The 21,638-nt window shown below is 41.1% G+C and carries 20 protein-coding genes; 9 read left to right on the top strand and 11 right to left on the bottom strand.

The window, feature by feature from the left end:
• Positions 1-9 precede the first annotated feature (9 nt).
• Together I592_RS01610 and queA are read right to left on the bottom strand one after the other, a co-directional pair.
• A complete protein-coding gene (locus I592_RS01610) occupies positions 10-2,652 on the bottom strand; it encodes a cation-translocating P-type ATPase (RefSeq protein WP_010781980.1) in 2,643 nt (880 codons plus the stop codon).
• A 598-nt stretch (positions 2,653-3,250) separates the two neighbouring features.
• On the bottom strand, positions 3,251-4,282 hold the full coding sequence (gene queA, locus I592_RS01605) for a tRNA preQ1(34) S-adenosylmethionine ribosyltransferase-isomerase QueA (RefSeq protein WP_010781981.1): 1,032 nt from the start codon (positions 4,280-4,282) through the stop codon (positions 3,251-3,253).
• 416 nt (positions 4,283-4,698) lie between these two features.
• Between queA and I592_RS01600 the strand changes: the two genes are divergently transcribed.
• The 4 genes from I592_RS01600 to I592_RS01585 are packed head-to-tail and all read left to right on the top strand — an operon-like array spanning position 4,699 to position 8,098.
• On the top strand, positions 4,699-5,871 hold the full coding sequence (locus tag I592_RS01600; RefSeq protein WP_010781982.1) for a betaine/proline/choline family ABC transporter ATP-binding protein: 1,173 nt from the start codon (positions 4,699-4,701) through the stop codon (positions 5,869-5,871).
• 2 nt (positions 5,872-5,873) lie between these two features.
• Positions 5,874-6,509, top strand: coding sequence for an ABC transporter permease (locus I592_RS01595; RefSeq protein WP_010781983.1), 636 nt, complete (start codon positions 5,874-5,876; stop codon positions 6,507-6,509).
• Positions 6,510-6,512: 3 nt separating this feature from the next.
• The gene (locus tag I592_RS01590; RefSeq protein ID WP_010781984.1) at positions 6,513-7,430 is read left to right on the top strand and encodes an osmoprotectant ABC transporter substrate-binding protein; all 918 of its coding nucleotides are present in this window, start codon (positions 6,513-6,515) and stop codon (positions 7,428-7,430) included.
• A 5-nt stretch (positions 7,431-7,435) separates the two neighbouring features.
• Positions 7,436-8,098 (top strand): ABC transporter permease, encoded by a 663-nt coding sequence (locus I592_RS01585; protein ID WP_010781985.1) that lies wholly within the window; start codon positions 7,436-7,438, stop codon positions 8,096-8,098.
• Between the two features lie 58 nt (positions 8,099-8,156).
• Here I592_RS01585 and I592_RS01580 read toward each other — a convergent pair whose 3' ends face one another.
• The 6 genes from I592_RS01580 to I592_RS01555 all read right to left on the bottom strand — a co-directional run bounded on the left by I592_RS01580 (position 8,157) and on the right by I592_RS01555 (position 13,308).
• Positions 8,157-9,092 carry a sugar-binding transcriptional regulator gene (locus tag I592_RS01580; protein ID WP_010781986.1) on the bottom strand — a complete coding sequence of 312 codons (936 nt, stop codon included), beginning with the start codon at positions 9,090-9,092 and terminating at the stop codon, positions 8,157-8,159.
• A 40-nt stretch (positions 9,093-9,132) separates the two neighbouring features.
• Complete coding sequence (locus I592_RS01575; protein WP_010781987.1) at positions 9,133-9,939, bottom strand: Cof-type HAD-IIB family hydrolase; 807 nt, start codon at positions 9,937-9,939, stop codon at positions 9,133-9,135.
• A 52-nt stretch (positions 9,940-9,991) separates the two neighbouring features.
• Positions 9,992-10,297, bottom strand: a complete 306-nt coding sequence (locus I592_RS01570; protein WP_010781988.1) for a PTS sugar transporter subunit IIB — start codon at positions 10,295-10,297, stop codon at positions 9,992-9,994.
• 90 nt (positions 10,298-10,387) lie between these two features.
• Complete coding sequence (locus I592_RS01565; protein ID WP_010781989.1) at positions 10,388-10,858, bottom strand: PTS sugar transporter subunit IIA; 471 nt, start codon at positions 10,856-10,858, stop codon at positions 10,388-10,390.
• 6 nt (positions 10,859-10,864) lie between these two features.
• A complete protein-coding gene (locus I592_RS01560; RefSeq protein ID WP_010781990.1) occupies positions 10,865-11,905 on the bottom strand; it encodes a zinc-dependent alcohol dehydrogenase in 1,041 nt (346 codons plus the stop codon).
• Entirely contained in the window at positions 11,902-13,308 is a 1,407-nt protein-coding gene (locus tag I592_RS01555; RefSeq protein ID WP_010781991.1) for a PTS galactitol transporter subunit IIC, read from the bottom strand. Before I592_RS01555 ends, I592_RS01560 begins: the two co-directional genes overlap by 4 nt.
• 215 nt (positions 13,309-13,523) lie before the next feature.
• Between I592_RS01555 and I592_RS01550 the strand changes: the two genes are divergently transcribed.
• Genes I592_RS01550 through I592_RS01540 form a run of 3 tightly spaced genes read left to right on the top strand, consistent with a single transcriptional unit; the run spans position 13,524 to position 16,126 of the window.
• Positions 13,524-14,177 (top strand): L-ribulose-5-phosphate 4-epimerase, encoded by a 654-nt coding sequence (locus I592_RS01550; RefSeq protein ID WP_010781992.1) that lies wholly within the window; start codon positions 13,524-13,526, stop codon positions 14,175-14,177.
• 29 nt (positions 14,178-14,206) lie between these two features.
• Positions 14,207-15,112, top strand: a complete 906-nt coding sequence (locus I592_RS01545) for a transketolase (protein ID WP_010781993.1) — start codon at positions 14,207-14,209, stop codon at positions 15,110-15,112.
• Between the two features lie 24 nt (positions 15,113-15,136).
• A complete protein-coding gene (locus I592_RS01540) occupies positions 15,137-16,126 on the top strand; it encodes a transketolase family protein (protein WP_010781994.1) in 990 nt (329 codons plus the stop codon).
• A 44-nt stretch (positions 16,127-16,170) separates the two neighbouring features.
• Here I592_RS01540 and I592_RS01535 read toward each other — a convergent pair whose 3' ends face one another.
• Positions 16,171-17,211: a 2-hydroxyacid dehydrogenase gene (locus tag I592_RS01535; RefSeq protein WP_010781995.1), complete on the bottom strand. Its 1,041-nt coding sequence runs from the start codon at positions 17,209-17,211 to the stop codon at positions 16,171-16,173.
• 32 nt (positions 17,212-17,243) lie between these two features.
• Positions 17,244-17,882: an L-fuculose-phosphate aldolase gene (locus tag I592_RS01530; RefSeq protein ID WP_208856166.1), complete on the bottom strand. Its 639-nt coding sequence runs from the start codon at positions 17,880-17,882 to the stop codon at positions 17,244-17,246.
• Positions 17,883-18,153: 271 nt separating this feature from the next.
• On the opposite strand from I592_RS01530, the gene I592_RS01525 reads away from it, so the two are divergent.
• Together I592_RS01525 and I592_RS01520 are read left to right on the top strand one after the other, a co-directional pair.
• Positions 18,154-19,161 (top strand): DUF4947 domain-containing protein, encoded by a 1,008-nt coding sequence (locus I592_RS01525; protein ID WP_010781997.1) that lies wholly within the window; start codon positions 18,154-18,156, stop codon positions 19,159-19,161.
• Positions 19,151-19,735, top strand: coding sequence for a hypothetical protein (locus tag I592_RS01520; protein WP_044926353.1), 585 nt, complete (start codon positions 19,151-19,153; stop codon positions 19,733-19,735). The genes I592_RS01525 and I592_RS01520 overlap by 11 nt, the downstream gene beginning before the upstream one ends.
• 65 nt (positions 19,736-19,800) lie before the next feature.
• On the opposite strand, the gene I592_RS01515 is transcribed toward I592_RS01520, so the two are convergent.
• The gene (locus tag I592_RS01515; RefSeq protein WP_010781999.1) at positions 19,801-21,633 is read right to left on the bottom strand and encodes an ABC transporter ATP-binding protein; all 1,833 of its coding nucleotides are present in this window, start codon (positions 21,631-21,633) and stop codon (positions 19,801-19,803) included.
• Between the last annotated feature and the right edge of the window lie 5 nt (positions 21,634-21,638).

The following is a 21,638-nucleotide window of genomic DNA, read 5'->3' as shown; positions in this document are numbered from 1 at the left end:
TGCTAGCTATTAAATATTCTCTGGATCAACTTCTGGTGCTTTATGGAACTTAATAAGTTCCGTCACAATAATCGGAACAATTGAAAGTAAGATCGCAATCATCCAGTGTGTCATACTGATTGGTACCAGATAGAACAATTCTTGTGTTTGTGGAATCAAGGCAATGGCTGTTGTGATCGCTAATGCTAACCAAGCCATTTGTGCTAGCGATTTATTAGTCGCCAAATCTATTTTGAAAATCGACTTACTGCTGCGTACGTTGAATACGTGTAAAATTGATGAATAAGCCAATACTAGAAAGGCAACCGTTTGACCTACTTCTAAACTAGGCGGTGTAAAGTAGCTTACGTGCTCAACAAAGGCGCCTACATAAAAACCAATAAGAGTCACTACGGTAAAAATAGCAGCATTTAAACCAATCTTTTGCCACAATCCCCGTGCAAAAATCCCTTCATCACGCGGAATCGGCTTCTCATCCATAATCCCAGCTTCTGCCGGTTCTCTTCCTAAAGCAAAACCAGGCAATCCATCAGCTACTACGTTAACAAACAATAATTGAACTGCTGTAAATGGCGCTCCCCATCCTAATAACATTGCGATAACTACGATAAAGATCTCGGAGATATTACAGCTTAATAGGAAATTGATTGCTTTACGAATCCCTTGATAAACCGAGCGTCCTCGCGCTACAGCATCCACGATCGTTGCAAAATTATCATCGGTTAAGATCATATCAGCTGCACTTTTCGCTACGTCTGTCCCGGTAATTCCCATGGCACAGCCAACATCACTAGCCTTCAGCGCAGGGGCATCATTCACCCCATCACCGGTCATTGCGACAACGGCTCCAGTACGCTGCCATGATTTAACAATACGAATTTTATCCTCTGGCGTTACTCGTGCGTAAACAGATAAATCCTTCACGCGTTCATCCAGTTCATCATCGGTTAATTTTTGTAATTCTGCGCCGGAAAGAGCTTCTTTCCGAGACTTCATGATCCCTAATTCTTTGGCAATCGCTCCAGCAGTCACCACGTGGTCTCCGGTGATCATGACTGTTTTGATTCCCGCCTTTTTAGCACGGGCAATGGCATCTTTTGATTCTGGGCGCGGTGGATCGATCATACCGATCAGTCCCATCAAACGCAAATCTTTTTCCAACGCCTCGGAAGTGATTTCTTTTGGTTCTTCATCGTGAATCGCAAAACCTACCGCAATCACGCGCAACGCCTTTTTCCCGAAACGGTCATTGACAATTGCCGCTTGGTCAACATCTCCATAATGGAATTTCGGCAAAAGAACGTCAAAAGCCCCTTTTGTAATAGAGATAAACTTTTTCCCGCGCTTATGTACAGTCGTCATCATTTTCCGATCAGAGTCAAAAGGAATTTCACCGATTCGCGGATATTTTTCTTCAAGTTCAGCTTTTGTATGGTAATTTTCTTCTACAGCGCGAACAATCGCCGCTTCCGTAGGATTTCCTTTTATTTCAAGTTCATTGTCGTCATTTTCTACGAGGACATCGGTACACAAAGCTGCGATACTAAGAACTTCCATCGCCTCATCGGTCATACCTTCTTCAGTATCTACCACCGAATCGCCATGCGTCCAAACTCGGCGGACACGCATTTTATTTTGCGTCAGCGTTCCTGTCTTGTCTGAACAAATCACATTCGCAGAACCTAATGTTTCAACAGCAGGCAATTTGCGGATAATGGCATTTTTCTTCGCCATTTTTTGTACCCCATATGCCAAGGTTAATGTAACGATAACTGTCAGCGTCTCTGGAACCGCGGCGACGGCTAATGAGATAGCTGTAATGAACATGTCCAGCATAGGTTCGCCTTGCATTTCACCAATAAAAAACACAAAAGCCGCAGCTGCTAAAGCGATTAAACTAATACGCTTCCCTAAGTGATTTAATCGTTTTTGCAGAGGTGTTTTTTGCGTCTCATCACTATTCAAAAGACCTGCAATTTTCCCCATCTCGGTTTGCATGCCTGTCGCAGTAACAACCGCTTTTCCGCGTCCGTTCACTACGGTTGAGCCTTTGTACAACATATTTACTCGATCGCCAAGGGCTGCTCCATCCTCACCTATGTATTCAGGATCTTTCATCACAGGTTCACTTTCACCTGTTAAAGCGGATTCTTCCACGCGCAACTGAGAGGCTTCAACAATACGAGCGTCAGCGGTAATCAATGACCCAGATTCAAGTAATAAAGTATCTCCCGGAACTAATTCTTCCGCATCCACTTGCTCTTGCTTTCCATCTCGCATGACACTTGCGGTTTGCTTGTTCATGTCTTGCAAAGCAGATAATGCCTTTTCCGCATTTCCTTCTTGTACAATGGCTAATACAGAATTAATTACTACGATAGCAATAATCAGAAAACTCTCAAAATAATCGCCGTGGTCAGTAGCAATCGCTGTATAGAGCGAAATCACTGCCGCCACTAATAAAATAATTGTCGTAAAATCAGTCAAACTAAGAAAGAATTTTTTTGCCAAAGATTCTTTCGGGGCTTCTTCAAACTTATTTTTTCCGTTATTTTTTAATTTTTCTTCAACTTCTGAACTACTTAAGCCATTCTCTAAATTGGCATCATATTCATTAGTTACAGTTTCTATTTTTTCTTTGTATGGATCCATCCTATTCCTCCTTATGTTATAAAAATACCGCCTATATTATTACTATAACATAGAAAAGTCAGTGAATTCAAAGTATACACCTTGAAATTTACTCAAAAAGTAACAAAATAAATTATTCAAAATAACTAAGTGAAATCGCTTCCAAATTTAAATAGGGTGTGCTATATTATAGATACAAGGAAGGAGGAACTTAGATCATTCGAAGGATTTCTCGATAAGAAAGTAGAAAAAAGTAAACAATAAAATTGTTAGTAATACAAGATTCACCGAAAAAGTTGTCAATAGTATGCGTGTGAAGTATTTCTTTATAAATAGTGAATGCGTATCACAGGTTGAGTAGTACATCAAACACACAAGTAAAAAAGATACGTAAGAAAAAAAGTTTCTTTAAAACTGAATAAAAGTGAAAACGTAGTAAAAACAAATATTTATGTTTATAGTCAAGAAATTCATGTAATACTTTGCATGTATCATTAAAAGTAATATAAAATTCGAATGAACTAATCCTTCCGATATTCTAAGAGCCAGGCAGTCGAGAGCCTGGCTTTTTTTTTACGCAAAAAAACCAGCGAACAGATCGCTGGCCTTCTCTTTTCCTCTATTTCACGAACATCGCATCTCCAAAACTGAAGAAGCGATAGCGTTCTTCGATGGCATGGTGATAAGCCGCCAACGTCTTTTCACGACCGGCAAACGCACTGACTAGCATGACCAATGTCGATTTTGGCAAGTGAAAGTTCGTTGAAAAGGCTTGGACGATTTTAAACTCATACCCCGGTGTGATGAATATGTCTGTCCACCCACTGTCCGCCTTGATCTCTCCATTGAATTTCGTACCAATTGTTTCTAGTGTACGAATCGATGTCGTCCCAACTGCGATGATTTTTCCGCCGCTGTCGCGCACATCATTTAATTGTACAGCAGCTTCTTCCGTCAGACGATAAAATTCACTGTGCATCTGGTGTTCCGCAATATTGTCTACACTGACTGGTCGGAAGGTCCCTAACCCTACGTGTAAGGTTAAATAAACCAGCTTCACTCCTTTTGCTGCAATTTTCTCTAACAATTCTGGTGTAAAATGCAATCCTGCTGTTGGTGCCGCTGCAGAACCGTTCTCTTTAGCGTAAACGGTTTGATAGCGTTCAGGATCTTCTAACCGTTCTTTGATATAAGGAGGTAACGGCATTTCCCCCAGTGATTCTAAGTTCTCTAAAAAGATGCCTTCATAAGAAAACTCCACGATCCGTCCTCCGTGTTCAAGCTCTTTTTTTACCTCCGCACGTAAACGGCCGTCTCCAAAAACGATCTCTGTTCCTACTTTTGCGCGACGGGCAGGCTTGATCAACGTCTCCCACTCATCCCCTTGCGTATTGTTTAAGAGCAAGACTTCTAAGTGTCCCCCCGTTTCAGGTTTCTCTCCATATAAACGAGCAGGCAGTACACGTGTGTCATTCATGACCAACGCATCTCCAGGGTTCAGCTCTTCAATAATTTCATCAAAATGTTTATCCTCAATATCGCCGGTTTCACGATCTAAGATCAATAATCGCGAACTATCCCGTTTTTCTAGAGGGGTTTGGGCAATTAATTCTTCAGGCAACTCAAAATCAAAATCTTCTGTGGTTAACATAGCTTCTCCTCTTTTCCTCCGCTATTCTATCATGGTAAATCGGCATTGAAAAGTACGAGGCTGTCTTCTGTGACTCAAAAAAACGGATAGCAATCAACAGAAAATGCAAAATTGTTTTCTCGACTTAAAAAAACGTTTTTTATCTCTACGATTTATCGTCTTTAACTAATAAATAATCCCGACATCTATCTTTATGAAAAGGTTATTTTATAATCAAAAACAACGTGTGACAGCGCTTAGTTCTGACTAAAAATGAGCTAGTTATTTGTTTTTAATCATGCTTTATTGCATACTAAAATTATAAACCTGTTCATTTTTGTACAGGTAAATTGTCAGTTTTATATACTGTTTGAGAAAAATATTTTATGAAAATAATTAAGGAATCCTTTTCCTTAACATGAAGAAGGAGCGAAAAAATGATTAAATTTGACCATGTTTCTAAGATATATAATGGAAACAAAGTAGCTGTCGAAGACGTTAACCTCTCTTTTGATAAAGGTGAATTCATTTGTTTGATTGGTACTAGTGGTAGCGGAAAAACAACGACGATGCGAATGATCAATCGAATGATCGATCCAACAAAAGGGACCATTACCATCAACGGTGAAGACATTCAAAAGAAAAACCCTGTTGAGTTGAGACGCCAAATTGGGTACGTGATCCAAAATATTGGGCTTATGCCCCACATGACGATCCGTGAGAATATCACACTTGTCCAACGGTTATTAAAGGTAGACAAAGAAGAGCAAAATAAAACCGCAGAAAAAATGATCGATTTAGTTGAATTGCCTCGGGATATGCTTGACCGTTATCCTCATGAGTTATCTGGCGGACAACAACAGCGGATCGGGGTTGTTCGTGCGCTCGCTGCCGATCAAGATGTCATTTTGATGGATGAACCCTTCGGTGCTTTGGACCCAATTACCCGTGACTCTCTGCAAGACCTTGTGAAAGACTTACAGGAGCGTCTAGGAAAAACTATCGTTTTCGTTACACATGACATGGATGAAGCATTAAAATTATCGAGTCGTATTGCCATCATGGATGACGGAAAAGTGATCCAATTTGATACACCCGAAAATATTTTGCAAAATCCTGCGAATGATTTCGTGGAAGAATTATTAGGAGAAGATCGCTTGCTTCAAGCAAAACCCGACACAACGACTGTTGGCGAGATCATGATGAACACTGCCGTTTCTATTACTCCTGAGAAGAGCCTGCAAAATGCGATTCGCTTGATGCGTGAGAAACGAGTGGATACATTGCTGATCGTGGATGAAGACAACATTTTGAAAGGCTTTGTTGATATTGAAACCATCGACCAGGAACGACGTCGTGGAAAAGCCTCTAGTATCGGAGATATTATCAATCCGAATGTCTTCTATGTAAAAGAATCTGCGCTGGTTCGAGACAGCCTGCAGCGTATTTTGAAACGCGGCGTAAAATATGTGCCCGTAGTAGACGACGCGAAACACCTTGTAGGTATCCTTACAAGAGTCTCATTGGTAGATATCATTTATGATGTGCTATGGGGCGAAGAAGAAACTTTCGGAGATGCGGCTGAAAGCATAACAAGCGAGGAGGCGTAATCATGCAAGCATTCTTCAATCAATACGGAAGTCAAATGCTGACAAAAAGCGCGGAACACTTGTACATCTCCGCTCTTGCGCTAGGACTCGGTATTTTAGTAGCCGTTCCTTTGGGCATTTTGTTGACACGTTTACCAAAAATCTCTAGTTTTGTGATCGGTGTTGCCAGCGTCCTGCAAACAGTCCCATCACTTGCTTTACTAGCACTGATGATTCCCATCTTTGGCGTTGGAAAATTTCCCGCAATCATCGCGCTATTCATTTATTCGTTATTGCCAATTTTGCGTAACACCTTTATTGGGATGAAAAACGTCGACAGCAACTATCGCGATGTCGCTAAGGGCATGGGGATGACAAACTTGCAGTCGATCTTTACTGTGGAACTCCCCATTGCGGTTCCAACGATCATGGCAGGAATTCGCTTGGCCGCTGTCTATGTTATTGCATGGGCGACGCTTGCTTCATATATCGGAGCTGGCGGGCTGGGAGACCTGATTTTCAGTGGTCTAAACAACTTCCAGCCTCCGCTAATCATTGCAGGTACGGTTCCTGTCATTTTGATGGCACTAATCGTCGACTTATTGTTGGGGCTCTTAGAAGACCGTATGACACCCGCAGCGCTAAAGGAGGAGGAGTAAAGAATGAAAAAATTAAAAATCTTGGCTTTACTCGGACTCTCGCTGCTCTTTCTGAGTAGTTGCTCTTTTCCTGGATTGGCATCGAATGATAACGAAGATACGATCGCGGTTACGGGCGGGATCACTTCTGAAATGCAAATATTAGGAAGTATCGTTGCAGGCATGGTGGAACATTACACAGACAAGGACACCACCGTGATTAATAATTTGGCAACAAACATGATCAATCATCAGGCCATGTTGAAAGACGACGCTTCGATTTCTGCCGCGCGTTATACAGGAACGGATTTGTCTTCGATTTTGCAATTACCGGCTGAAAAAGATCCGAAGAAAGCCTTCGATATCGTACACAACGAATTTGAAAAGCGTTTTGATCAAACCTGGTTCCCTTCTTATGGATTTGACAATACGTATGTCTTTTTAGTTCGAAAAGACACTGCGGAGAAATATAATCTAAAAAAAGTCAGTGATTTGAAACGTGTAGCGGGTGAGTTAAGTGCAGGTGTGGATACCTCGTGGATCACTCGTAAAGGCGATGGCTATGAAGGATTCAAGCAAGCATATGGATTTGAATTTTCTTCGATCTTGCCTATGCAAGTCAGCTTGGTCTATGATGCATTAGCAGCCAAAAGAATGGATATCGTACTAGGCTATTCTACGGATGGACGAATCGCAAGCTATGATCTTGTCATGTTGGAAGATGATTTACGTTTCTTCCCTCCTTATGATGCAGCACCGATCGTATCGAATAAATTATTGAAATCCGATCCAAAAATCAAAGATGCGATGGAGCGCTTAGGTGGAAAAATATCTACTGAAGAAATGCAAAAATTAAATTATAAAGCAGATAATGATTTGGTTGAACCGCAAATTGTGGCAGAAGAATTTCTAAAAGAACATAACTATTTCGAAGGGAAGTGAGCGTAATGGAAAATCTGAATACCTTTCAACAATTTATCCAATATTATCAAACAAACGGCAGCATCATTTTCGCTCAATTTGTCCGCCACTTCTTGATTTCGATCTATGGTGTGATCTTCGCTGCGATCGTGGGAATTCCACTAGGGATTTTCATCGCCCGCCACACGAAGCTGGCTAGCTGGGTCATTCGTTTGGCCAATGTGATCCAAACGATTCCCTCATTAGCCATGATCTCAGTCTTAATGATTGGAATGGGACTTGGTGTCAATGTTGTAATCTTAACGGTTTTCTTATACTCCTTGTTACCGATCATCAAGAACACCTACACTGGAATGCGGCAGGTGGATAGAAATGCCTTGGATGTCGGAACAGGAATGGGCATGACGAATTGGCAACGATTATATATGATCGAGCTGCCGCTATCTGTCTCAGTTATCATGGCAGGTATCCGTAACGCATTAGTTGTTGCGATAGGGATCACTGCAATCGGTGTATTCGTTGGTGCCGGTGGACTTGGGGACATCATCATTCGGGGAACAAATGCGACAGACGGAACAGCCATCATCCTAGCTGGTGCATTACCGACAGCTTTAATGGCCATCATGACTGACTGGCTCTTAGGTCTGGTAGAACGCAGATTGGACCCAGCCACAAAAACGAGTAGATAGTTACTAAATAAAAAAGCTGTGCCGCTTGAACTATTTTCAAGCGGCACAGCTTTTTTGTTTAATTATTTAATAACTCATACCCTACTTCTTCATCACAGATAAGCACATTAATCAACTTGCCATTGATTGCACCGAGCGTCGCTGTTGCCCGCTTCTTCGAGCAGACAGCTCCAATACTGATTGGGGCCAAGCGTAATGAATCTAGACCGCTTGAAATCGGAAACTGATTGCGGTATTGAATCTCTTTTCCTTCAATGTCGAAAGCCCGGCCAATCATCGTCCCAACCGCGCCTTCAGCTACCAGATCATTCAGATCGCGATTGTCTAAAATTCCAGAAGAAACCAATGTATTACGTGTTGTCTCGATATTTCCAATTCCGCTGAATGCTACATCAATCTTTCGTCCAAGTGAAATATTTAAATCAATTTGGGGTTGTGCCAATAGCTCTTCCTGGAGTTTTCGTGAGTTAACGAACGCAGGTGCATTAAAAAACTCATGCCTCCCGTTCAATTTTTGTGCTAGACGAAAAACAAGTTCGTTGCCATCCATCACCGTTCGATTCGGACCCAAGCTCCCCGTTAACTGCACCACGTGAACATTTTCCAATTCGTGATCCAGAAAATTCTTCACCATTTTTTCGACAGTCGCACCCCAAGAAATTCCCAAAAGTCGATCATTGGCTAAAACATTACTGATATAGTCTGCCGACGCTTTTCCAACATTGTCTAAATCAAATTCGTAATCGCCTAATCCTTTAACCACAATAACTTCTAATAAGTCATATTTTTCCTTCAACTGCATCATCAACGTATTGTTGCGTTCAAAAGGGGCTTCAATCGATATTTTAACAATTTGCTTTTCGCGTGCTTCTTCTAGCATTCGGGAAATAGATGGACGAGATACCCCAATTATTTTCGCAATGTCGTTTTGATTCATTTTATCTAAATAATATAGTTCTGCTACTTTTAATAATGTAGAAATATCGTTCGCCATTTTTTCCTCCTAGTTCGAATACTGAATTGTCATCTTCCAATTATGTAATAAAGTCATCAATCATTTCTAATGCCCTTACGACACCATCTTCATCATTTGTCGGACAATGCCATTTAGCTGCTTGTTTTAATTCATCTGTTGCGTTTCCCATCGCGATTGATTGAGAGAATCGCTTAAAAGATGAAAGATCATTTCCATTATCGCCAATCACAAAAACTTGATTGTCTGAAAGTCTGTAATATTGGGCTAATTTTGATAATGAGCTTCCCTTATCCACATTTTTTTTGGCGAATTCTATCATCGTTGGGTAGCCTTGGACACAGGAATAGCGTTTAGAAAAATGCTTCTCTATCATACTTTTATTCTGTTTTATTATATCGGGGTTATCACAAATAAGCAATTTTGAATATTTCTCATCTGCAGCCACTTCTTCTATCGGACGAACCTCTAAGCGCGTATTCGTTAAAAAACAAAATTCTAGTGTACCGAGATTGATCGATGAAAAGGAAGTCGTCGCTCCTTGATCATCGACGGCAATACATGTCAGCTTATTTTCACAGCAAAACGCTGTCAATTCTTGATACGCAGAAAAAGCAAGTAGCTCTTCTACGATTCTCGCTCCTCTTCCATTTTGAACCATCGCGCCATTTGCAACAACATGATACTCCGCAGATATCCCAGCAGCCATCGCATGAGAAAAAACACCAGACATTGGCCGACCTGAGCAAAAAGCAAATTTGTATTTCTTATTCTGGGCTCTTTGTTGAATCGCTTGCGCAACTGTTTTGGGTAATTTACCACTGGAATCCAATGCCGTTCCATCAAGATCTATAGCAATTAAATTCATCTGAAATTCCTTTCAAAAAAAGACTGGATACACGATCCAGCCCTTTTACCCTTTATTTTCCCATCTCTTTTAAGGCTTTCAATGCAGCTTCTAAAAATGTATCTTCGTCCAAACCTGTAAGCAATCCCACAGAATTTATTTGCGGAATCCCTTCAGCATCAGCAGGATCAATAGGGCTGGTAAAGGCAACTAAATCAATGTCCCCATTAGCGACGGCACCCTTAACCATCCCAGGATTTACCTCTTGGATCTCTGCTTCGTAACCATGCTCTTCCAACAACTCAACAATTCGTTCACCAACCATTGCTGAACTTACCGTACCTGAACCACATACAGATAATACTTTGATTTCTGTCATCATTGACCCTCCTATTTATAAATAACCCTTTACTTCTTTTAGTAAATCTTTTGTTCATTATAATATAGCGCTTTCTTCATATGGTGATTCTTACCATTTTATTTTACTCGTTACAGCTAAAACGTCATCTGGTGTTTTTGCTGCTCGGATCGTATCAAGGTCTTCTTTCGTTTTGAAAATACTCATTAATTGACGCAGTAAGTCCAATTGCTTCTTCGGATGTTCCATTGCCAACGGAAAGAAAATATTGCTTTGCAATTTAATATCCGGACTTCCCATCATGGATACTTCAATCGGCTCTTTCGTTACAACGACACCCATCCCAGGACGCAAGACATGTTCTGGGTCCGTATGAGGAATCGCAATGGTATGTCCATCAGCCGCCAAACCCGTAGGAAAAACTTTTTCCCTTTCAATTACCGCTTCTACGTAAGACGGTTTAACAATTTGCGCGCTTTCAAATTCCTTACCAATCAGTTGAATCACTTCTTCAAAGGAATGAATTTCTTGATCCAGCAAAATGCAATTTCTTTCCACGAGGTTTTTTTCTACCATATACATCCCTGCCTATCCTTTATTCGGTTGCAGAACAACCTTGATTTCATTTCCAGCCATCACTTGTTCAATCGCTTCTGCCCATTGCTCCAATGGATAAATTTTCGTGATCAACCGTTCTGCATTGATTTTCTCTTGTTTCATCAAATCCAGCGTCAAATGCCAAGTCGACGGTTTTTGTGATCTTGAGCCGATGACGTTGATTTCCCTTTGTACGATGGAATTCATGTCTAATTCATTTAAATTTTTGGCAAAGACACCCATCTGTACTAAAGTACCTTTTTGCTTCAAATAATCGAATATCCCCTTAATTGCTGGTGCCGCTCCTGAACACTCAAAGCAATAATCGGCACCTTTACCATGTGTAAATTCTTCAATAATTGCAGCTGCATCTTCTGTCAATGAATCAATCACCCGATCCGCACCTAATTCATTTGCAGTTTTTAATCGTTCGGCATCTTGAGTGATCCCTACAACAATCACTTTCACTTCGGCGCTTTTTAACACTTGGCTTAAACACAACCCTATTGGACCGGGTCCCACAATGACTGCTACATCATTTTTTTGCACTTGAACCTTCTCCATGCTTGCATGTACCCCACAGGCAATCGGCTCAGTAATGGCTGCAGCTAGTAAACTGATCTTTTCATCTAATATGTGTATACTCTCTTCTCGGGTCAGCACATATTCCGCAAAACTTCCATTAACTTGACTGCCTAACCCTTTACGATTTAAACAAAGATTGTATTCCTTATTTTGACAATATTCACACTCACCGCAAGTATCAAATGTTGTTTCACTGGTAACTTGATCCCCTATGCTTACACTGGTCACCTTTTCCCCCATTGCTTCAACAACACCGGAAAATTCATGACCTAAAACTAGCGGTGTTTTCAAACGATCATATTCCCCTTTAAAGCCATGAATATCCGTTCCGCAAATCCCTGTATAAGCTACTTTTATCAAGACCTCGTTGTCTTTCGGACAAGGAGTCTCGATTTCCAATAATGCCATTTTGTTGTAGCCAGGTTCTGTTTTGACTAACGCCTTCATGCTACCACCTTTTCTTTTGGAGTATTATCAGGTGTTTCTCCTTCCAAAAAGCTCCAAACGGCTTGTTTATTTTTCTTGAACAGGACATACATTGCTAAGTAAAGCACTACTACAATTCCCATCCATAAGAAGTTTCCAGACAAGAATGCCAAGAAAATCAATGCCATCACAGGATTATATAAAATCCCGAAGCTTGTAATCATCATAGCGCCTTCTGGAATATTTACCCCAACTTGAGAAGCAACTTCCGTGAAGTATGGAGCAGTTAACGTACATACATATAAACCAATCGTAAACCAAATGACGCCAGAAATCACCCCTTTAAAGATGTTTCCTTTCGAAACACAGATGATCATCTCTACCATATAAGGCAATGCGATTAAGTCAACTAACGGCAATGTCTCATTTCCTGGTAAAACCATCGCCAACAAAACCATAATAGGAATCAAAATCAGACCTGTCATCAATGTTGCGGGCTCACCATAGCCCACAGCATCATTAACCGACAGCATCCATTCACGGTTCTTACCACTGCCCTTCGCTGTCTTTTTACTCGCATTTGTCAAGCTGGTAAATGCAGAAGCAAAGATACTGGCTACTCTAGGGAATACCGCCATTACAGCTGATACCGCTAATCCCATAGTAAGTACACTGCCCCAGCCATCTAACGTATTTAACGTATTCAAATTCCCCATAATCCCGATTAACAGCCCTAAGAACAATCCTAAAGTGATCGGTTCACCTAAAAAGCCTAATTTCTTTTTCAATGTGGCAGGGTCCCAATTGATCTTACCTGCACCTAATTTGTCTAATATCCAGTTCATTATAATTGCATAAGGCACCGAAGTTACATGGTGCGGTGCCGTCAAAGTCGTACCTGGCAAATTGTAATAATTTGCCCAGCGCATAGCAATCACTTCACCCAATAACATGACATATAAGTTCTGAATAATCATGCAGGCCATCGCTAACGGCATATTGTCTGTAATCAGATAAATCATTGAGCCCCAAACCATGAAAGAATAGTTATTCCACATATCACTTGGCATAAATACATCGGTCCATTTAATTAAGAATAGAGCCACTTGTAAAACCAAGCCGACAACTAAGAAAATCACACCTACCTGAGTAGAATATGCGATAACGGAAGTCGCCTGCCAGCCAGTATCAAATACCGGCAACTTTACACCCGTTTGTTCAACCATGTTATTGATTACAGGTGTAACGATTGGAACGAACGAATTGACGATTAAATTGAATCCTGTCAGCCCAATACCGGCATTCAAAGCAGATTGAAACGCTTTTTTAGGTTTTACCTTCAAAAATAAGGCTACGATGAACAGCATTACGGGTACAACGACAGCAGCACCAAATGAACTTAAAATATTTTGTAACAACTCCATAATGATTCCTCCTTTATTTTTTGAACTTTTTTTCACTTGTTAGAACTTATGAAAAGTATCTCACGGCTTTTTATGGATGTCAACACTTTATTGTAAACGTTTACACGTGATTTTTTTGACTATATTAAACAAAATTCCACCCCGAAACTCTATCTCTATATTGACATTTGTTCTTTATAGTGAAATAATGTAAAAAACACATTGGAGGTATTGCTATGCTTGAGCAACTAAAAGAGACGGTATGCAAGGAAAATAAAGCGCTTCCTAAAAATGGATTGGTATTGTGGACGAGCGGAAATGTCAGTGCAAAAGATCCTGAGACGGAATACGTGGTCATCAAACCCAGCGGTATTCATTTTGATGATTTAACACCTGACGACATGATTGTTGTTGATTTAGCAGGAACTGTGATTGAGGGACGTTTATCTCCTTCCGTTGATACAGAATCACACTTATATGTATACAATCATTGTCCTGAAGTTTACGGAATCACACACACGCACTCTCCATACGCAACTGCTTTTTCGATCGCTGGAGAATCTCTTCCTATTTATACAACTACTTCTGCAGCCGTTTTTGGAAAAACGATCCCTCTCTCTAAAATCGCTGCCGTTGGTGAAAAGGCCATCGGTGCCGAGATCGTCCGGTGCTACCAAGAAACAAACTGTCCAGCAATACTATTAAAAAACCACGGTGTTTTCACCGTAGGAAAATCTGCTACCCACTCCCTGAAAAATGCGGTCATTTTAGAAGAAACCACTCAGAGTGTTTTTTATGCCCGTTCATTAAATCCTGAATTGCAGCCATTGGATGACGAGTATATCTCTGAGGTTTTTGATTTCTATCAAAATAACTATGGTCAAAAATAAATACAATACTATAACAAAGGAGTTTTATCATGGAAAACAATTACACAATCGCTGATGTCGAAATGGCGGCAACAAACATTCGCAAACACGTATTAAAATTGACACTCGAACGAAACGGCTGTTACCTTTCGCAAGCTTGCTCTTCTGCAGAACTTTTCGCTACTTTGTATTTACGTGTTTTACATCTCAGTAAAAGCGAGGCCCCACGCTTACCCGAAAAATTTCCAGGAACTCCGTCAAAAGAAAACATGGATTATATTCAGGGGGCAGCCTACCACGGATCATTAAAAGCACCGTATGATCGGTTCTTTATTTCACCTGCACATTATGCAGCTCCTGTTTATGCCGCTTTAATCGAAGCAGACCGTTTAGATGAAGCCGCATTGGAAATGTTCAATCGTGATGGTTATTCCATGGAAATGATTGGAGCAAATCATACACCTGGCTTTGAAAACGCGGCAGGAACACTTGATCAAGCAATCAGTGTCGCTGGCGGCACTGCACATGCTCGGAAATTACGTGGTGAAGAAGGACGCGTCTTTGTCATGATGTCCGATGGAGAAATGGAAGAAGGACAACTATGGGAAGCCATTCAAGCGGCAGCCTTTTATGAACTAGATAATCTTGTTTTATTGGTTGATATCAATGGGCAGCAAGTCGAAGGCGAGACAAAAAAAGTCATGGCCATCGAACCTTTAGAAGATCGGTTCACCGCATTTGGTGCAAAGGCGATCTCAGTGGATGGTCACGATATCCAAGCAATCGAAGAAGCCGCGAAACAGGGCGAAAAAAATAAACCGCTAGTCATCCTTTGTTATACGGACCCCACTCAAGGAATTCCATATTTAAACGAAAGAAGACCTATCCTACATTTTGTCCGTTTAAAACAAGGAGAAGAATTCGACAAATATGCTAAGTTTTACAACGAAATGTAATCGAAAACGGAAAGGAGTTTTATTATGAAAATTGAATCGAATGTACATTCAAACAATATGATAAAGTTTGCAGAAGAAAATGAAGACGTCTTAGTTTTATCGGCTGATTTAGGTACCTCATGCGAAATAAAGGAATTCCCAAAAGTATTCCCAGAAAAATATTTGTCTATGGGGATTGCTGAACAAAATATGTTGAGTTGGGCGGCTGGTCTGGCGCGCGAAGGATTCCGACCCTTCTTACACACATTTGCCGTTTTCCTCTATCGCAGACCGTTAGACCAATTAGAAATGTCGATTGCCTACCCCAATCTGCCTGTTTCTCTTTTAGGATTCGTGCCAGGGATTACCACACCCGGCGGTGTCACGCATCAGTCGATTGAAGATGTTGGAATTCTGCGTACGATTCCAAACATGACGATTTTTGATTGCGGTGATGCTACGGACGTGGAATCTGCCTTAAATATCTGCAAGGAAGTCAATGGACCCATCTATGTTCGAATGTTACGAGGACAAATCCCCCGTCTGTTCTCTCCAGATAAACCGACGGAATTTAATAAAGGACGCGTGATTTCATCTGGCGATGACGTTGCTTTATTCTCCAGCAGCATTTGTACAGAAGAAGCTATGAGGGCAACACAATGGCTGGAACAAAAAGGGATTTCCGTTCAGCACGTTCACATCACGACGCTCAAACCCTTTACCGATCCTCTGGTAGTAGAATCAATTAAAAAGGTAAAACACGGGGTAGTTACGATGGAGAATCACGTAACTATCGGAGGATTAGGAACAGCTGTAGGTGAAGTGATGCTGGAGCATCAGTTGCATAAACAATTAATCAAGGTAGGAATCAATGATGAATGGACACACGGTGCATCAAAACCTTATTTACTGAAAAAATATGGTTTAGATGCTGCCTCATTAATTCGAGCTGTTGAGAAAATTTTAGACAAAGATCTTAATTTCAACGAAGAAGAATTGGAAGATATTCGTCTAGAAGACTACGACCGCGTATAAAAAGAAAAGCGTTCCTGAGAACTCAACTCTCAGGAACGCTTTTTTTAAATAAGAAACTCGCTTTCCCCAGCTTTCAAATACTCTCGGACTGTCTGCGCTAGCAGAAACGGAGAATTGGGTATTGCGTCAACAGTATCTCCTGCAATGTGTGAAGTGATAATCAGGTTGTCTAACTCTAATAAAGGATCATTCAGCGCCAACGGTTCCTCCCAAATCACATCAATTGCTGCCCCAACAATTTTCTGCTTTTTTAGCACGTCGATAAATGCTGCTTTTACAAGCAATCCCGGACGTGCTGTATTAATTAAATATGCACTGGGTTTCATCATTGCCAATAAATTCTCATCTATTAGATTTTCTGTTTCTGACGTTACACGCATATGCAAAGAAACAATATCCGCTTCTCTAAACAACTCTTCTATTGAAGTAAAATATACATCAAGTTCTGATTTCTTCACTTTTTCTTGATCAATAAACGGATCATAAACGATGACCTTCACACCAAGAGCATTCAGACGCTTTGCTACCATTTTTCCGATATGACCCAATCCGACTAATCCAACGACTTGATTAGGCAGCGTGGTACGATAGGAGTCATTGGGGAATTTCTTAGCCCAGCGCCCCTTCATAACTTCAGCATGAGAAAGGGCGATATTTCTCGTTACTGTATAAATCAGCCCTATCGTGTAATCCGCTACTGGTTCAGCATTTCGAATCACATGGATGATGGGGATCATTTTCTCTTTTGCAGCAGTTATATCAAGGTGCTCTACACCTCCGCGACAAGTTCCAATTAGCTTTAAATTTTTAGCCGCCTCTACCACCTTACGCGGGATAGGCGCAAGATGAACAAACAGAAAATCTGCATCAGTTATTTCTTCCATAATCTCAGGGGATGTCGCCAACGCTTCCGGCCCTGTTTGTTCAATCAATTTTAAATTCCGTTGAAATTCTTCCAGAGAGTCATCACTGCGCCACTCCAAACAAACAATTTCAACAGGTTCAGGAAGCGCCATCAAAGTAGCCGCCTTTTTTAGGGTATCACTTGAAACAAATGTATCTCCGACAACCACAACCTTACTCATCTTTCCACTCCTTTGTTAGTACTAAAAACCCTTCACTGACCGTAGCTAGGAAAACGTTCCTGTACTTTTTTCATATCTGATTCATCTAGTATTACTGGTGAGCCAAATAGCGAAGCACCTATATGCAAACCGGCCAACCGCTCGATTTCTACCGCTACTGAAAATGCTTCTTTTAATGTGAAACCGCCGGTCAGCAGTCCATGATTTGCCAAAAAACAGGCATAACGATCTTCCATCGCTTCAAATGCATACTCTGCCAATTCCTCTGTACCGAACGTGGCATACTTTGAGCAACGAACATCATCGCCGCCTGCAATCGCTATCATATAGTTCGATGCTGGAAGACTTTTGCGGCAGGTCGCTAAAATCGAGCTAAATGTCGAATGTGCATGCACCACCGCGCGAATAGTATCACTACGTTTTTGGTAGTTAATCACGTGCATTTGCCATTCACTTGATGGCTTTCTCTTCCCTTCTACGACTTTCCCATCAAGATCCAGTAAAACAATATCCGTTACTGTCATTTCAAAATAATCGATTCCACTTGGCGTAATCGCCATTATTTGCTCGTCAGGATTATAGATACTGATATTGCCTCCTGTGCCAGTTGTTAAACCAGTTGAAATCAGAAGCTTGCCATACTCCACTAACAATTCTTTCTCTTTCTCCATCATTAAAAACACCTCTTTTTGAAATTTAATTCACTAAAACGAACTTATTCTCTATAATTAAAACTAAAGCCTTTCTAAATCAGAGTCAAACTTGAACTTATTTTTAAATTTATAAAAAAATGTTCAATTAGGGTTTTTGTTTTTTATAAAATTATCTTACCGTGCCTTTCCTCCGATAATTGCTCCGTGGTATCATCTAGTAACTACAGCTGTTCAGATTAAAAAATGAGAGAATTTGTTTTGTCGTTTTTCAAAACGAGTAGGGGGAACTATGAAAGGGTTAGTTTGTAAGTATTGCGGTGGCAATCACTTTAATAAAACAAAAAAAGGGTATGAATGTGATTACTGTCACACCGTATATGAACTAGATGAAGAGGAACACTCACAGGAAAAAAACAGGCGTCAAAAAAGACCGCCGATCATTCGGATCACGTTATTGGTCCTCGTTGCCCTGCTGGCACTCACCTCTAGCCTTATTTCTGAACCAAAAAAGGTTTCACGGACAACTAAGCCCCACTCACTCACCTCGTCCGAGTCGAAGCCTCTTGAGAAAAAAGAGTATTCCGCCAGTGAATTGAGCAACCCGGAGCGGAATGTCCGAATCGCTGAGCTTTCACTGAATCAAGAAGCCATTGAATTAGCCGAAGCTTCGATTGCTGAATATGGTGGAGAAAAGACCGCTGAGTTTGAACAACGCGTAGCAGCTGCTCAAAAGGATCATGACACATTTAAAAAGGAACGCGTGAAGCAACCACCAAAAGAGGACATGATCATCGAAAACCCTGATTCTGAATTTTCCGTTACAATGTATTACCGCGAAGGAGGCTTTTTTACTGCTTACGGACCGGACTTCGATCAATACTCTAGCCAAGATATTTTAAGGCTTTGGGGGAAGCCCGATGAAATCATCACCGACGCTGAAAAAATCAAACAAAATTTAACGATTTCATTTGACGAGAACAACAAAGCCTCTTCTTATGAGGTCAAAATGATCAGAAAGAGCTGGCAGCAAGGACTTTTAACTTGGCGGGAAGTCCGAGCACTTCTCATTATTGCTTATGATCGTTCGCATGGAAATTATTCCAAACAATTCGTGTATGAAAAGCAGGGAAAGCCGAACGTTTACTTTGAAGGGGATAAAGTAAGCTACGTGACACCTCTCGTGAGATACGTGGCGTTTAATCGCCTCCCGGAAAAATACCCTCGTGCTGGATTAGGAAAATATCCAGATGATTTCCCTGAAAATTATGGATCGGATGGCCGTTATCATGAAAAATAAAGAATGTATGAACTGCGGGAGCAAAACGTTTCATCAGGTGGAAAATGGTTGGAAATGCGATTATTGCGGAACGGTTTATCTGAATCCAAAAAAACCTTCAACTAAAACACCACCTGTCGACGTCTCCCCACATAAAAAAAATAAGTCGAGAATTATTCTAGGCATTGCTTTTCCCATCATGGCATTACTACTCGGGCTTATATTTTTCAAAGGAAATGAATCGCCGAAACAACCTTATTCGCCAACTTCCCCTGCTGCTAGCCAATCCAAACCAGAGGACGGTTTCCCTGGTGGTTGGACCCAAGAGCTTTACGAGGGTGTGGTTATTGCTACGAAAAATTATGATGCAGACAATGAAAAATATTCATTCGAAAATGGGTCAAACTTTGAAGAACTGGAAAAGCAAGTAGGAAAGCCCGATACTGTCACCAGTTGGGAAAAGGAAGACTATGGAATGCCGCCAAGAGCCAGTGCTACGTGGAACAAATCAAAAGCTGGGGAGTACTCAGGCCATTCCATCACGATCACTTATAATAAAAACACAGGAATGATCACCGATAAAAACCGCTACTAATTTCTTTTATCAAAAAAAACGATCAAGCGCGCCCTATCAGGCAGGCTTGATCGTTTTTATTCTGTTTATTCCTCAAACTGCGAATTATACAATGCCGCGTAAAGACCATTTTTAGCCAAGAGTTCTTCGTGGCTTCCTTGCTCCTTGATGTCTCCATTTTGCATATAGAGAATCTTGTCTGCATCTTTGATCGTTGATAAACGGTGAGCGATAACGAAGGAGGTTCTGCCCTTCATTAAATTGTTCATCGCTTCTTGGATCAGTCCTTCTGTTCGTGTATCGACAGACGAAGTAGCCTCATCCAGAATCAAGATCGGTTTATCTGCCAAGATCGCACGCGCAATTGTTAATAATTGCTTTTGACCTTGGGAAATATTGGAGGATTCTTCATTCAATTCCATATCATAGCCGCCAGGAAGCGTCTTGATGAAATGATCCACGTGAGCCGCTTTTGCTGCTGCGTAGACTTCTTCATCCGTTGCATCTAAACGACCGTAACGAAGATTGTCCATGATCGTCCCTTTGAACAACCATGTGTCTTGTAACACCATCCCAATATTTTTACGTAAATCTGCACGATTGAAATCTTTGATGTTATGCCCATCAATCTTGATCGCACCAGAATTGACATCATAGAAACGCATCAATAATTTGACCATGGTTGTTTTCCCGGCCCCTGTTGGACCAACGATCGCAACTGTCTGACCTGGATCAACATGAGACGTAAAGTCTTGGATGACGATCTTGTCAGGTGTATACCCGAATTGAACATGCTCAAAATCAACCATTCCTTTTGCCTTGTCAATTTGGACAGGATTTTCAGCCATTTGATCTTCTTCCTCTTCAGATAAGAATTCAAAGACTCGTTCAGCCGCTGCAGCCATTGATTGCAGCATATTTGATACTTGGGCCAATTGTGCAATTGGTTGCGTCAAATTACGAACGTATTGAATAAACGCTTGGATATCCCCAACGGTGATCGAACCATTATACGCCATGATCCCGCCGACGATCGCCACGCCAACATACCCTAAGTTACCGACAAAGTTCATGATCGGCTGCATCAACCCAGAAAGAAATTGTGATTTCCATGCTGACTTGAATAAGATATCGTTTTGTTCCTTAAATTCAGTCAACGAGTTTTCTTCGTCATTGAATAAACGAACGATGGTGTAGCCGCCAATGGTTTCTTCCACTTTTCCGTTGATCACACCAAGGTATTCTTGTTGTGTCTTGAAGTATTTTTGCGAATTTTTTACAACGATCATGATCAAAATTAGTGAGATCGGTACGATCAAGATCGCCACACCCGTCATCTTCACTGAAATCGAAAGCATCATGACGATAACCCCAATGATCGTGAAGGTTGAAGTGATCAGTTGTGTCAAACTTTGGTTCAAGGATTGTCCGAGCGTATCCACGTCGTTTGTGATGCGAGACAACACTTCACCCGTTGTACGGCTCTCGAAATAATTCATCGGCATCCGATTGATTTTTTCAGAGATTTCTTTTCGCATCCGGTACGTGATCTTTTGCGAGATCGTTGACATGATCCATCCTTGGATGATCCCAAATACAGAAGCTGCCACGTAGAGACCTAGCATGAATAATAGGATACCGCCGATTTTATCAAAATTGATATCGCCCGTTCCTTGATATTTTTTGATTAATCCATTGAATAATTCAGTAATCGCCTTTGATAAGATTTTCGGGCCCCAAATATTAAAAATCGTTGAGGCAATCGCGAAAATCATTACAAAGAACACACCGATTTTATAAGCACCCAGATAAGAGACTAATTTCTTAATGGTTCCTTTGAAATCTTTGGCTTTTTCTACTGGTGCGCCCACAGGTCCATGTCCGCCACCACGAGGGCGATTTTGTTTTTGTTCTGCCATTCTTT

This window comes from Enterococcus gilvus ATCC BAA-350 (assembly GCF_000407545.1).
Taxonomy (GTDB): Bacteria; Bacillota; Bacilli; order Lactobacillales; family Enterococcaceae; genus Enterococcus_A; species Enterococcus_A gilvus.
Note: the sequence above shows the minus strand (reverse complement) of the source record. Positions and strands in the feature narration are given on the sequence as shown.

Bases quoted from the DNA above. Each gene is read 5' to 3' on its own strand.
- I592_RS01610 (WP_010781980.1), bottom strand. From the start codon at position 2,652: ATGGATCCATACAAAGAAAAAATAGAAACTGTAACTAATGAATATGAT.
- queA (WP_010781981.1), bottom strand. From the start codon at position 4,282: ATGTTAACCACAGAAGATTTTGATTTTGAGTTGCCTGAAGAATTAATT.
- I592_RS01600 (WP_010781982.1), top strand. From the start codon at position 4,699: ATGATTAAATTTGACCATGTTTCTAAGATATATAATGGAAACAAAGTA.
- I592_RS01595 (WP_010781983.1), top strand. From the start codon at position 5,874: ATGCAAGCATTCTTCAATCAATACGGAAGTCAAATGCTGACAAAAAGC.
- I592_RS01590 (WP_010781984.1), top strand. From the start codon at position 6,513: ATGAAAAAATTAAAAATCTTGGCTTTACTCGGACTCTCGCTGCTCTTT.
- I592_RS01585 (WP_010781985.1), top strand. From the start codon at position 7,436: ATGGAAAATCTGAATACCTTTCAACAATTTATCCAATATTATCAAACA.
- I592_RS01580 (WP_010781986.1), bottom strand. From the start codon at position 9,092: ATGGCGAACGATATTTCTACATTATTAAAAGTAGCAGAACTATATTAT.
- I592_RS01575 (WP_010781987.1), bottom strand. From the start codon at position 9,939: ATGAATTTAATTGCTATAGATCTTGATGGAACGGCATTGGATTCCAGT.
- I592_RS01570 (WP_010781988.1), bottom strand. From the start codon at position 10,297: ATGACAGAAATCAAAGTATTATCTGTATGTGGTTCAGGTACGGTAAGT.
- I592_RS01565 (WP_010781989.1), bottom strand. From the start codon at position 10,858: ATGTATATGGTAGAAAAAAACCTCGTGGAAAGAAATTGCATTTTGCTG.
- I592_RS01560 (WP_010781990.1), bottom strand. From the start codon at position 11,905: ATGAAGGCGTTAGTCAAAACAGAACCTGGCTACAACAAAATGGCATTA.
- I592_RS01555 (WP_010781991.1), bottom strand. From the start codon at position 13,308: ATGGAGTTGTTACAAAATATTTTAAGTTCATTTGGTGCTGCTGTCGTT.
- I592_RS01550 (WP_010781992.1), top strand. From the start codon at position 13,524: ATGCTTGAGCAACTAAAAGAGACGGTATGCAAGGAAAATAAAGCGCTT.
- I592_RS01545 (WP_010781993.1), top strand. From the start codon at position 14,207: ATGGAAAACAATTACACAATCGCTGATGTCGAAATGGCGGCAACAAAC.
- I592_RS01540 (WP_010781994.1), top strand. From the start codon at position 15,137: ATGAAAATTGAATCGAATGTACATTCAAACAATATGATAAAGTTTGCA.
- I592_RS01535 (WP_010781995.1), bottom strand. From the start codon at position 17,211: ATGAGTAAGGTTGTGGTTGTCGGAGATACATTTGTTTCAAGTGATACC.
- I592_RS01530 (WP_208856166.1), bottom strand. From the start codon at position 17,882: ATGGAGAAAGAGAAAGAATTGTTAGTGGAGTATGGCAAGCTTCTGATT.
- I592_RS01525 (WP_010781997.1), top strand. From the start codon at position 18,154: ATGAAAGGGTTAGTTTGTAAGTATTGCGGTGGCAATCACTTTAATAAA.
- I592_RS01520 (WP_044926353.1), top strand. From the start codon at position 19,151: ATGAAAAATAAAGAATGTATGAACTGCGGGAGCAAAACGTTTCATCAG.
- I592_RS01515 (WP_010781999.1), bottom strand. From the start codon at position 21,633: ATGGCAGAACAAAAACAAAATCGCCCTCGTGGTGGCGGACATGGACCT.